Raw genomic sequence first — 12598 nt, forward strand, 5'->3', positions numbered from 1 at the left:
GAGGGTTTGTTAATGTAGAAGTCATGCGCGCCAGCCAGCCACCGGACACGGGATCGGGCAACTATCCGCCGCCGGTCTATGCCGTCGCCGAGGACAGGCGGTCCGTGCCGCCTTCGGGCATCTACTGGTGGCTCGGCTCCACGGTCCTCCTCGGTGCCCTGCTCGGTGCCGCGTGGTGGCTCCTCGCGCCGACGGGCCGCCTGTTCGGCGACCCGGAGGTCGCGGCGGACTGGGTGCTCCGCGACCTCACGCTCGCCGGACTGGAACTGGTCGCGGGTATCGCCGTCGGCACCGTCGTGGCGCTCCGCCTGACCCTGCCCGGCGTGGTGTCCCGCATCGTGGCCGCGATCGGCGGATCGATCCTCGGCTCGCTCCTGGCCCTCGGGGTCGGGGAGGGTCTCGCCCACCTGCTCGGGCCGCACGGGACCGAAGGGCTGCCGGGCTCCTCCTTCGTGCTGCAGTCCTACGGAGCCCTGGCGATCTGGCCCGGCGTCGCCGCCGTCATCATCTTCGTCACGGCCCTCATCGGGCTCGCCCGCCGCAGGACCTGACCCGCCCGTCGCGGGTGCGCTCCCGCCGCGCGCCGGGTGCGCCTCCCGATAGACTCGTCGGGTGACTCCAGCGCCCAGTACCTCCCCCGTCAGCTTCCGGACCCTCGACCTGCGCGGCCTCGCGCTGTCGCCCCGGGAGCTGAAGAACGCCATGCCGAGGGCGGCGGCGAGTGCCCTGTCCTCGGAGGCCGCCGTGCAGGCCATCATCGACGACGTCCGGGACCGCGGCTTCGATGCCCTGCGGGACCTCGCACGGCGGTTCGACGGCGTGGAGCAGGACCACCCGCGCGTGCCGGCGGAGATCATCGCGGCGGCCGTGGCCGGGCTCGACGGCGACGTGCGGTCGGCGCTCGACGAGGCCATCCGCCGAGCGCGCATCTTCGCGCGGGCCCAGGTCCCGGCGGACGTGGAGGTCGAGATCGCCGAGGGCGCACGTCTGACCCACAAGTGGATCGCCGTGGACCGGGTCGGGCTGTACGTCCCCGGGGGGCTGGCCGTCTACCCGTCCTCCGTGGTGATGAACGTGGTCCCGGCCCAGGCCGCGGGCGTCGGCTCGATCGCCCTCGCGTCGCCGCCGCAGAAGGAGTTCGGCGGCTGGCCGCACCCCGTGATCCTCGCCGCGGCATCCATGCTGGGCATCACCGAGGTGTACGCCATGGGCGGCGCGCAGGCCGTCGCGGCCCTCGCCCACGGCATCCCGGACGGCCCGGATGCCGGCCCGGGGATCGACCCGGTCACCGTCGTCACCGGGCCGGGCAACGTCTTCGTCGCGACGGCCAAGCGCCTCGTCCGCGGGCAGGTGGGGATCGACTCCGAGGCCGGCACCACCGAGATCGCCGTCCTCGCCGACGCGACCGCGGATGCCGACCTCGTCGCGGCCGACCTCGTGAGCCAGGCCGAGCACGACCCCCAGGCGGCGTCCGTGCTGGTCACGGACTCCGAGGACCTCGCGCGGGCCGTCGTCGAGGCCCTGCAGGTCCGCGCCGCCGCGACACGCCACGCCGACCGCGTCCGGACGGCGCTCTCCGGGCCGCAGTCCGGGGTGATCCTCGTCGAGGACATCGATCACGGCATCGCGGTGTGCGACGCCTATGCGGCGGAGCACCTGGAGATCCAGACGGCCGACGCCGGTGCCGTGGCGGCGAGGATCCGCAATGCGGGAGCCATCTTCGTCGGTGCGTACAGCCCCGTGAGCCTCGGCGACTACTGCGCCGGCTCCAACCATGTGCTGCCGACGGGCGGTACCGCGTCCTTCGCCTCCGGCCTCAACGTCACCACGTTCCTGCGTGCTGTGCAGGTCGTCGACTACGACCGCGCGGCGCTGGCACAGGTGTCGTCGTCGATCCTGGCCCTGTCCGACGCAGAGAACCTCCCGGCGCACGGAGAAGCGGTCACCGCACGGTTCGACGGCACCGCCGCCTGACCGGGCCGGCCGGACACCCCTCCGGAGCGCCCAGCCACTACATCTGGTAATGACAGTGTTGTTGTTTCACCACATGTAGTCCTAAAATGGGCGGAACGGTTGTTGTCGAGCGGAAGGGGAGCCCATGTACTGCCCGTACTGCCGCAACCCCGACTCGCGTGTCGTGGACAGTCGCCTCGCCGACGACGGCTCGGCCATCCGCCGCCGCCGCCAGTGCCCCGAGTGCGGGCGCCGTTTCAGCACGGTCGAGACCACGAGCCTCAGCGTGGTCAAGCGTTCGGGTGCGGGGGAGCCGTTCAGCCGGTCGAAGATCATCAACGGCGTCCGGAAGGCCTGCCAGGGCCGGCCGGTCACCGAGGACGACCTCGCGCTCCTGGCGCAGGAGGTCGAGGAGAACGTCCGCGCGAGCGGTGTCGCGGAGATCGACGCGCACGAGGTGGGACTGGCCATCCTGGGCCCCCTCCGGAAGCTCGACCAGATCGCCTATCTGCGGTTCGCGAGCGTGTACCAGGGGTTCGAATCGCTCGAGGACTTCGAAGAGGCGATCGACACCCTGCGCGAGCAGGCGAAGGACAACGAGCGCGTGCCGAGTGGCGCGCAACGGCCCTTGACGGCGCGCTAGCGCCCTACAGATTCCGGTGGTGGCTGCGGAGGGGAAGCCGACGCCACCACCGGTTCCACGTCCGCCCCGGCGGCAGGACGCCCGGAGATGGGGAAGCCCGGTACGGACAGGATCCGTACCGGGCTTCCCCCTGTGCGGGAGGGGGCGGTCAGGCCTTCGGGGAGAAGAGCAGCGCGGCCTGCAGGGCCCCGCCCACGATCCCTGCGTGGTTCCGGAGTTCCGCCGGGATGATCGGTGTGCGCAGCTGGAGCGACGGCAGGTACTCGCTGCTCCGCTTCGAGATCCCGCCGCCCACGATGAACAGTTCCGGCGAGAAGAGGAACTCGACGTGCGAGAAGTAGCGCTGCAGGCGGACGGCGTACTCGTCCCAGCCGATGCCGTCGCGTTCGCGGGCGACCGCCGACGCCTTCGTCTCGGCGTCGTGACCGTCGATCTCGAGGTGGCCGAGCTCCGCGTTCGGTACCAGCCTGCCGTCGAAGATGAAGGCCGAGCCGATGCCGGTCCCGAGGGTGATGACCAGGACCGTGCCCATCTTGCCCTTGCCCGCGCCGTAGCGGACCTCGGCGAGCCCTGCGGCGTCGGCGTCGTTGATCACGTGCACCGCGCGTCCGAGGACCTTGGTGAACAGGGCGTCGACGTCGGTGTCCACCCAGCTCTTGTCCACGTTCGCCGCCGAGCGCGCCACGCCGTGCTGGATGATGGCGGGGAAGGTGACGCCGACGGGGACGTCGGCGGGGGGGCCCTCGGGCCGTGAGGTCAGCTCGGCGACGATCTGCGCCACCACCCCCGCGACGGCTTCGGGCGTGGCGGGCTTGGGCGTGGGGATCCGGTAGCGCTCACCGACGATGACACCCTTCTCGAGGTCCACGATGCCGCCCTTGATGCCGGTGCCGCCGATATCGACGCCGATGACGGTCGCGGGGAGCTTCTTCGATTTCTTCTTGTCGGTGTCCTTGGCCATGATTCTCCGTCGAAGTGGGGCCGGCGCGAGCCGGAGGGGCAGTGGTCGGGCAGTGGTCGGGTCGGAATTCGGCACGGTGCGTGGACGGTGCCCTAGGGCAGGGTCAGGATCTCCGCGCCGCGGTCGGTGACAACGAGCGTGTGCTCGAACTGCGCTGTCCTCTTCCGGTCCTTCGTGACGACGGTCCAGTCGTCCGCCCACATGGTCCAGTCGATCGTGCCGAGCGTCAGCATCGGTTCGATGGTGAAGACCATGCCCGGTTCGATGACGCGGTCGTAGGCGGGGGCGGCGTCGTAGTGGGGGATGATCAGGCCCGTGTGGAACGCTTCTCCGACGCCGTGCCCGGTGAAGTCACGGACAACACCATAACCGAACCGTTTCGCATAGGACTGGATGGTGCGCCCGATGACATTGATCTCCCGACCGGGGGCCACTGCGCGGATCGCCCGGTCGAGTGACTCCCGCGTGCGTTCGACGAGGAGCCGTGACTCCTCGTCGACGTCGCCGATGCAGAACGTGTAGTTCGTGTCGCCGTGCACGCCGTCCTTGTAGGCGGTGATGTCGATGTTCAGGATGTCGCCGTCCTGCACCACCGTGGTGTCGGGGATCCCGTGGCAGATGACCTCGTTGAGGGACGAGCACAGCGACTTGGGGAAGCCCCGGTAGCCGAGGGTCGAGGGATACGCGCCGTGATCGAGCAGGAACTCGTGGCCGATCCGGTCGAGCTGGTCCGTGGTGACGCCCGGGGTCGCGGCGCGGCCCACCTCGACGATGGCCTGCGCGGCGATCCGGCTCGCGGACCGGATCCTCTCGATCGTCTCGGGTGTCTTCACCTCGGAGCCCGTGAACGGGGCGGGAGCCTTGCGGCCCACGTACTCGGGCCGGGCGATGCCAGCAGGAACGGGGCGCCGTGGCGAGACCGTGCCGGGTGTCAGCGTCCCGAGGGGGGCCGTGGCGGAGGACTGGGGCATACCCTTGATCCTATAGCGGGCACGGGGACGGCCGACAAAGCGGTGCCTCCCGGATCCCGGATGACAGCACCGTGCCCTGCACCTAGGAGGTCGCCATGACGGAGTACTGGTACAACGTGCGGACGCACGAGGTCGAGGAGGACCGGCAGTCGGACTGGACGCAGCTGATCGGGCCCTATGCCACCCGCGGGGAAGCGGAGAAGGCCCTCGAGAAGGTCCAGCAGCGCAACGACGCCTGGGACCGGGAGGACGACTAGCGTATTAGAAGGTGTGCTCGGGTCCCGGGAAGCTGCCGGCGCGGACGTCGTCGGCGTAGGCGCGGGCGGCGTCCGAGAGCACCGTCCGCACGTCGGCGTACTGCCTGACGAACCTCGCCTGCCTGCCGCCGCGCAGCCCCGCCATGTCCTGCCACACCAGCACCTGGCCGGTGGTCCCGGGGCCCGCGCCGATGCCGATGGTCGGTACCCGGACGGCGGCGTCGACGGCCGCAGCCGTCTCCGCGGGGACCATCTCCATCAGCACGCAGAACGCGCCCGCTTCCGCGAGGGCGACGGCGTCGTCGACGATCCGCCCGGACGCCTCCCCGCGGCCCTGCACCCGGTAGCCGCCGAGCGCGTGCTCGCTCTGCGGCGTGAACCCGATGTGCGCCATGACGGGGATGCCCGCCCGGACGAGCGCACGAACGGTGTCCGCGTAGTCGGCCCCGCCCTCCATCTTGACGGCGTGGACCAGACCTTCCTTGAGGAGCCGGACGGACGACGCCACGGCCTGCTGCGGCGACACCTCGTAGCTGCCGAAGGGCAGGTCGGCGACGACGAGGGCGCGCGTCGCGGCCCGGCTCACCGCCCGGCTGAAGATGATCATCTCGTCGAGGGTGATGGGCAGGGTCGTGGCGTGACCGAGGACGTTGTTGGCCGCCGAATCGCCCACGAGCAGCACCTCGATGCCTGCCTCGTCGAACACCTGAGCCGCGTACTGGTCGTACGCCGTCAGCATCGCGAAGCGCGTGCCCTGGTCCTTGGCCTGCTGCAGGTGGTGGAGGCGGATGCGGCCGGACGGTCGTGCGGCCGCCGGTGAGCCGGACGGAGTGGCCGGAGCGGCGCCTGCTCCCTCTCCGTAGGGTGCTGGCAGTTCGGCGGAAGTCATGGAACGAGACTATCGGACGGTGGCGGACGGCCTCCTGTCGGGTGCACACGGCCGGCGGCGCACCGGACGGCGCACCGGGACAGGGGGGCGCACCGATCTGCTCCTGCGGGTCAGTAGAGTGATTCACGGCAGGCGCTCGCGTGCCGGCGCCCGTGGCATGCCACGGAAGCGGCGGCACCGGCTGCGCACGACGTCGGGCACGGCCCTCCGCCCCGGGGCGGCAGGGCGACGAGGAACGGGAAGAGGTGGTCATGGACCGGCAGCAGGAGTTCGTACTGCGCACCATCGAGGAGCGGGACGTCCGCTACGTACGGTTGTGGTTCACCGACGTCGTCGGCTCCCTGAAGTCCGTGGCGCTCGCGCCGGCGGAGGTCGAGGGCGCCTTCGCCGAGGGCCTCGGGTTCGACGGCTCCTCCATCGAGGGCCTGGCCCGCGTCTACGAATCGGACATGCTGGCGCAGCCCGATCCGTCCACGTTCCAGATCCTGCCGTGGCGCGGCGAGAAGGAACAGACCTCCCGCATGTTCTGCGACATCCTCACGCCGGACGGCCGGCCGTCCACCGCCGACCCGCGGGGCGTCCTCAAGAAGACGCTGGCGAAGGCCGCCGACATGGGGTTCACCTGCTACACGCACCCCGAGATCGAGTTCTACCTCCTGAAGTCCGCCGAGCTGGGCGCTGACGGGCAGCCGGTGCCCGTGGACCAGGCCGGCTACTTCGACCACGTCCCCGGGGGAGTGGCCCAGGACTTCCGCAGGACCGCCGTGGCGATGCTAGAGTCCGTCGGCATCTCCGTGGAGTTCAGCCACCACGAGGCCGGTCCCGGGCAGAACGAGATCGACCTGCGCTACGCCGACGCGCTGCAGACGGCGGACAACATCATGACGTTCCGCACCATCATCAAGGAGGTCGCCCTGACCTCCAGCAGCTACGCGACCTTCATGCCCAAGCCGTTCTCCGAGCACCCGGGCTCCGGCATGCACACCCACTTCTCCCTCTTCGAAGGGGACACGAACGCGTTCTTCGAGGCCGGCGCCGAGTTCCAGCTGTCGAAGACCGCACGCCAGTTCATCGCGGGCATCCTCCGCCACGCACCCGAGTTCACGGCCGTGACGAACCAGTTCGTCAACTCGTTCAAGCGCCTGTGGGGCGGCGGGGAAGCGCCCAGCTACCTCTCGTGGGGACACAACAACCGCTCCGCCCTGGTCCGCGTGCCGCTGTACAAGCCGAACAAGGGGCAGTCCGCGCGCATCGAGTACCGCGGCATCGACTCCGCGAGCAACCCGTACCTCGCGTACTCGGTGCTCCTGGGTGCCGGCCTGAAGGGTATCGAGGAGGGCTACGAGCTCCCGCCGGCCGCCGAGGACGACGTGTGGAGCCTGACGGCCGCCGAACGCCGCGCGATGGGTCACGACCCCCTGCCCGCGAGCCTGCACGACGCGATCCGCGTGATGGAGGAGTCGGAGCTGGTGGCGGACATCCTGGGGGAGCAGGTCTTCGAGAACTTCCTGCGGAACAAGCGCGCCGAGTGGCACGACTACCGCATCCAGGTGACCCCGTACGAGCTGCGCCGGAATCTCAACATCCTGTAGTGCGCGCCGGGGCCCGAGGCGACATGGCTAGGGTTGGGGGATGAGCCTCAACCGCAAGCTGATCAGTCACGGCTTCACGGACCTCGAGAAGAGCCGGCGGTTCCTGGACGCGCCCGAACTGCACGGGCTGAACGACGACGACCTCTTCGCGGGTCTCGCCGCGGCCGCCGATCCCGATCTCGCGCTGCAGTCCTTGGTGCGCCTGCTGGCCGGCAGCCGGAAGGCCGTCCTGGCTGCGTTCTCCGACGAGGGTCGGCGCGGACCGCTCTTCCGGCTCCTGGGGGCCTCGGAGGCCCTCGGCGAGTTCCTCATGCGGCGTCCCGAGCACCTCGACGTCGTCAGGCCCGGCCCGGCGACGCCCGCCGTCGTCGGACCCGAGGTCCTGAGGTCCGCGCTGCTGCTCTCGGTCGACGCCGAGCCGTCGGAGGACAACCCCGTGGCCGGCGTCACGGGTCCCGACGCCTACCGCCGGCTCCGCGTGGCCTACCGGCGCCACCTGACGGATCTCGCGGTGCGGGACCTCTGCCACTGTGCGCCCGTGGACTACCTGCCCGACGTCGCCCGTGAACTGGCCGATCTCGCCACTGCCGCGCTCGAGGCGTCCCTCGCTGTCGCCCGGGCGGAGCTCGGGCAGGTGTACGGGCCCGACGCCGTGGCGCGCGTCAAACTCGCGGTCATCGCCATGGGCAAGTGCGGCGCACGCGAGCTGAACTACATCTCCGACGTCGACGTCGTCTACGTGGTGGAGGGGGACGAGCTCGACGACACGACGGTCACGAGGATCGGCACGGGCCTCGCCTCCGGCATGGCCCGCGGCGTCTACTCGGCCGGCACCGAACCGGCGCTGTGGGAGGTCGACGCGAACCTCCGCCCCGAGGGCAAGGACGGCCAGCTCGTCCGCACGCTGCAGTCCCACGTCTCCTACTACGAGCGCTGGGCGAAGACCTGGGAGTTCCAGGCGCTCCTGAAGGCCCGTGCCGCGGCGGGCGATCCGGGGCTGGGACGCCGCTACGAGGAGGCCATCGCCCCGTTCGTGTGGGCGTCGTCGCAGCGTGAGGGCTTCGTGGAGGCCGTCCGGGCGATGCGGCGCCGCGTCACCGACAACATCCCGCGCGAGGAGGAGGCCCGCCAGCTGAAGCTCGGCGCGGGCGGGCTGCGGGACGTCGAGTTCACGGTCCAGCTGCTGCAGCTCGTGCACGGCCGGCTCGACGAGTCATTGCGCGTCCGGGACACCGTCACCGCGATCGACGCCCTCAGCTCCGCGGGGTACGTCGGACGCTCGGACGCCCTCGACCTCGACGACGCGTACCGTCACCTGCGGGTCCTCGAGCACCGGATCCAGCTCATGCAGATGCGCCGCACGCACCTCATGCCCGAGGACGACAGTTCCCTGCGGGCCCTCGCCCGGTCCTCGCAGGGCTGCCTGGTCACGGTGCGTCCCAGTCCCCAGAGCCTGCACGACTCGTGGCAGCGGACCCGGAAGCTGGTCCGGCGGCTCCACGAGTCCATCTTCTACCGGCCCCTGCTCAACAACGCGGCGACGCTGCGCCCCGAGGACGTCCAGCTGACCGCCGAGGCCGCCCAGGCCCGCCTCGCCGCGCTCGGGTACCTGGACCCGCGGGGGGCGATGCGCCACATCGAGGCGCTCACCGGCGGCCTCCGGCGCCGCGCGATGCTGCAGCGCCAGCTCCTTCCCATCCTCCTCGCGTGGTTCGCCGACGGCGTCGACCCCGACGCCGGCCTCCTCGGGTTCCGCCGCCTCAGCGAGTCGCTCGGCGAGAGCCACTGGTACCTCGGGATGCTGCGCGATTCGAACGCCGCGGCCGAGCGGCTGTGCGCCGTCCTCTCGAGCAGCCGGTTCATCACGGACCTGCTGGAGGTCTCGCCCGAATCGACGCAGTGGCTCGGCTCCGATGCGGCACTGGTGCCGGACGCCTTCGACGCGCAGTGGCAGGAGATCCAGTCGAAGATGTCGCGGCACCCCGAACCGGCGGAGGCCATCCGGCTGATCCGGCTGATCCGCCGCAGGGAGCTGCTGCGCATCGCCATCGCCGACAGCTCCCGCCTGCTGTCGCAGGCGCAGGTGGGCGAGGCGCTGGCCGACGCCGACCGCGCCGCGATCCTCGGAGCCCTGCACGTCGCCGAGAGCCAGGTCCTCGGGCGGGAGGAGCAGCTCACGCACGTCGTCGTCGTGGCCATGGGGCGCCAGGGCGGCAGGGAGATCACCTACGGGTCGGACGCCGACGTCATCTACGTCCACCGCCCGTTCCCGGGCGTCGACGAGGAGGCCGCGCAGAAGCAGGCGGAGGCGATCGTGGCGCGCCTCGCCGCCCTGCTCACCCAGCCGTGCAAGCCGCCCGTGCTCGCCGAGCGGGTCCTCGAGATCGATACGGCGCTCCGGCCCGAGGGCAAGCAGGGCGCGATGGTGCGGTCCCTCGATTCGTACCGGGAGTACTACCGTCGGTGGTCGCTCGTCTGGGAGGCCCAGGCGCTCCTGCGCGCCCGTCCCCTCGCGGGCGACGACGGCCTGGCGGCCGAGTTCCTCGAGGTCATCGACGCCGTGCGCTACCCGGAGGAGCTCGGCGAGACGGACGTCCGGGAGATCCGGCGCATCAAGGCCCGCGTGGAGTCGGAGCGGCTCCCGCGCGGTGCCGACCCGTCACGGCACCTCAAGCTCGGGCGCGGCGCCCTGAGCGACGTCGAGTGGCTCGTGCAGCTGCTCCAGCTGCAGCACGCACGGGCGGTCCCCGCCCTCCGCGTGCAGTCGACGCTCGCCGCGCTGGACGTCGTCGCCGAGGAGGGGCTGCTGCCCGGCGAGGACGTCGCCACGCTCCGAGAGAGCTGGAACCTCGCGACCCGCATCCGGGCGGCGAACGTCATCTGGAGTGGGCGCGGCTCCGACCTGTTGCCGTCGTCGCGGCGGGACCTCGAGGCCGTGGCGCGGTGGTGCGGGTACGGGCCGGGCAGCGGCTCGGACCTCGAGGAGGACTACCTGCGGGTGACGCGGCGCAGCAGGGCCGTCTTCGAGCGGCACTTCTACGGGTACTGAGGCCCGCGGGGGACGCTGCAGGGCCGGTCGCGGGATCGCTCAGCGGTCGAGGGCCGCGAAACGCTCGGCGAGGACGGGCGTGAGCGACCGCATGTAGGTGCTCGTGATGTGATTCGCGTCGAAGAAGACGTGCACGCCGCCGATGACCGAATAGCACCGGCCGCCGGGACAGAACTGGTCCTGCAGGTCCAGCACCTTCACCCGCGGCGAACCGAGGGCGACGGCCGCCTCGGCGAGCGGGTCGACGGCGAGGGCCTCCCCGGCCGGGGAGGAGCACTCGAGGGGTGCCGACGCGTGGAGGGCGAGGCAGTCCGGGCCGGCCCGGCCGAGCGTCAGCGGGGTGTCCCGGAGGACGTAGACCGCGACGCCTGCGTCGGCCCACGCTCCGACGCGATCCGCGAACGCATCACGGTACTGGCTCAGCTGGTCCCGCCCCGAGCCGTCGTCGATGGTCTCGCGGGCACCGAAGGCCGAGACGAAGACCATGTCCGGCTTCTGGTCGAGGATGCGGTCCGACACCTCCCGGCTCCAGGCGAGGCAGGCGTCCTGCGACCCCTCGCCCTCGGGGCGGCCGTTGAAGTCCGTGCGGCGCACGCCGACATAGGGGCATCCGCCGACGAGGCTCTCCTGCAGGTGCCAGGAGGACTCCCGGGCCAACGCGTGGAGGGCGGTCTTCCACTGTTCGGCATGGGAGTCGCCCACGAGCCATGCCTCTGCTGCCGGCGCCCCGCCGCCCGCGAAGTCGCACGTGCTCAGGCGGTTCCCTCCGCCCACCTCGATGGGATCCTGCGACGCCGTGCATTCCGCGCCGTCGAACCAGGGGGCCTCCTCGGGGCCGACCTGCGCGAGCACGGGTGGCCCGAACGGGTCGCAGTCCGGGGCGGACAGGCTCTTCGCGCCGAAGCAGGGTCCGCCGGAGATCGCGTCGAGGGCCTGCCGTTGGCGGTCGCCCGCCGCATTCGCCGACACCGTCAAGGCCGTCGCCGCGAGGATGATGGCGAGCATGACGCCGAGCAGGAGCATGCCGGAGGTGCGGGGGCCGAAGCGGCGGAGGAGTCCCGTCCTCGCCGGGTCCTCGATCAGCCGCTTGCTGCCGAACGACAGGAGGACCGTTCCGGCGAGGAGGACGACCGTGTCGATCGGCTGCAGGTCGCGGCCGATCAGGGCCGGCACGAGGAGCAGCGCGGGCCAGTGCCACAGGTACAGGGAGTAGGAGATGTCCCCGACGAACTGGACGGGCCTGGCGCCGAGTGCGGCGCCGGGCGCCCACGCGGGGTGGTGCGGGCCGCCGGCGATGACCAGGACGGTGCCCACGACGGGGACGAGCGCCAGGTAGCCGGGGAAGGGGGTCCGTTCCGTGAAACCGGCCGCGGAGCAGAGGATCAGCCCGTACCCGAGGATCTGCGCGGCTCCGGCGAGGGCCGGGACCAGGGGGGTCGTCAGGCTGCGCTGGTGGCGCAGGGCGCGCACGGCCACCAGGGCGCCGGCCGTGAATTCCCAGGCACGCGCGGGAGTCACGAAGTAGGCGGCGCTCCTGTTCGTGGACGTGAGGTGGATGCAGAAGGCCAGGGACAGCACGAAGACCGCGCCGAGCACCAGGGTGAGGAGCGCCCGGCTCCGCATCCGATGGCGGACGGCGAGGGTGACGACGACGGTCAGCAGGAGCGGCCAGAGGAGGTAGAACTGCTCCTCGACCGAGAGCGACCAGTAATGCTGCAGGGGCGACGCCGACTCGGTCTGCGCGGAGTAGTCGACGGACTTGAGTGCCAGAACCCAGTTCTCGACGTAGAGGTTGGCGGCGAGGGTCTCCTGGGCGACCCCGATCCAGCGTGGATAGGGCAGCGCCACCCATGCGACGGCCAGCGAGACGGCGGAGACGGTCAGCGCGGCGGGGAGCAGGCGGACGGCACGGCGGGCATAGAACGAGCCGAGGCGCAGCCGCCCGGTGGCCGACAGTTCGCCCAGCAGGTGCTGGGTGATGAGGTAACCGGAGATGACGAAGAAGATGTCGACTCCGACGTATCCGCCCGGGAGCAGGTCCGGTGCCGCGTGGTTCAGGACGACGAAGGTGACAGCCAGGGCCCGCAGCGCCTGGATGTCCTTCCGGGGCGCCTTCGCCCGGGCAGCCGGCGCCTGCGGCTCGCTGGTCCGGGCGAGCACCGTGGCCGGCGCGGCGGTGTCGCTGGTCGTCAACAGTTCTCCTTCTCGGCCACGGGGGCGGAGGCCCGCACTGAGTCCCTCCCGCCGGCAGCGGCAGCTGTGGCCTCGACGAGTGTATGGTCC

10 protein-coding genes are annotated in these 12598 nt (G+C 71.4%); 6 read left to right on the forward strand and 4 right to left on the reverse strand.

The window, feature by feature from the left end:
• Positions 1-23 precede the first annotated feature (23 nt).
• The 3 genes from CXQ97_RS03205 (at position 24) to nrdR (ending at position 2596) form a co-directional block, all read left to right on the forward strand.
• Complete coding sequence (locus tag CXQ97_RS03205; RefSeq protein ID WP_104179412.1) at positions 24-551, forward strand: hypothetical protein; 528 nt, start codon at positions 24-26, stop codon at positions 549-551.
• A 61-nt stretch (positions 552-612) separates the two neighbouring features.
• On the forward strand, positions 613-1974 hold the full coding sequence (gene hisD, locus CXQ97_RS03210) for a histidinol dehydrogenase (protein WP_258062199.1): 1362 nt from the start codon (positions 613-615) through the stop codon (positions 1972-1974).
• Between the two features lie 124 nt (positions 1975-2098).
• Positions 2099-2596, forward strand: coding sequence for a transcriptional regulator NrdR (nrdR, locus tag CXQ97_RS03215; protein WP_104179413.1), 498 nt, complete (start codon positions 2099-2101; stop codon positions 2594-2596).
• Between the two features lie 148 nt (positions 2597-2744).
• Here the strand turns inward: nrdR and ppgK are convergent, their stop codons facing one another.
• Both ppgK and map read right to left on the reverse strand, forming a co-directional pair.
• Positions 2745-3557, reverse strand: a complete 813-nt coding sequence (gene ppgK, locus CXQ97_RS03220) for a polyphosphate--glucose phosphotransferase (protein ID WP_104179414.1) — start codon at positions 3555-3557, stop codon at positions 2745-2747.
• Between the two features lie 92 nt (positions 3558-3649).
• Entirely contained in the window at positions 3650-4528 is an 879-nt protein-coding gene (gene map / locus CXQ97_RS03225) for a type I methionyl aminopeptidase (RefSeq protein WP_104179415.1), read from the reverse strand.
• Positions 4529-4623: 95 nt separating this feature from the next.
• On the opposite strand from map, the gene CXQ97_RS19345 reads away from it, so the two are divergent.
• Positions 4624-4785, forward strand: coding sequence for an SPOR domain-containing protein (locus tag CXQ97_RS19345; RefSeq protein WP_146069559.1), 162 nt, complete (start codon positions 4624-4626; stop codon positions 4783-4785).
• 4 nt (positions 4786-4789) lie between these two features.
• On the opposite strand, the gene panB is transcribed toward CXQ97_RS19345, so the two are convergent.
• Positions 4790-5674 (reverse strand): 3-methyl-2-oxobutanoate hydroxymethyltransferase, encoded by an 885-nt coding sequence (gene panB / locus CXQ97_RS03230; RefSeq protein WP_104179416.1) that lies wholly within the window; start codon positions 5672-5674, stop codon positions 4790-4792.
• Between the two features lie 251 nt (positions 5675-5925).
• Between panB and CXQ97_RS03235 the strand changes: the two genes are divergently transcribed.
• Together CXQ97_RS03235 and CXQ97_RS03240 are read left to right on the forward strand one after the other, a co-directional pair.
• Entirely contained in the window at positions 5926-7266 is a 1341-nt protein-coding gene (locus CXQ97_RS03235) for a glutamine synthetase family protein (RefSeq protein WP_104179828.1), read from the forward strand.
• Between the two features lie 40 nt (positions 7267-7306).
• Entirely contained in the window at positions 7307-10315 is a 3009-nt protein-coding gene (locus CXQ97_RS03240; protein ID WP_104179417.1) for a bifunctional [glutamine synthetase] adenylyltransferase/[glutamine synthetase]-adenylyl-L-tyrosine phosphorylase, read from the forward strand.
• 39 nt (positions 10316-10354) lie between these two features.
• Here CXQ97_RS03240 and CXQ97_RS03245 read toward each other — a convergent pair whose 3' ends face one another.
• On the reverse strand, positions 10355-12508 hold the full coding sequence (locus tag CXQ97_RS03245; RefSeq protein WP_258062202.1) for an acyltransferase family protein: 2154 nt from the start codon (positions 12506-12508) through the stop codon (positions 10355-10357).
• Between the last annotated feature and the right edge of the window lie 90 nt (positions 12509-12598).

Origin of the sequence: Arthrobacter sp. B0490 (assembly GCF_002929355.1) — a bacterium.
Classification (GTDB): Bacteria; Actinomycetota; Actinomycetes; order Actinomycetales; family Micrococcaceae; genus Arthrobacter_D.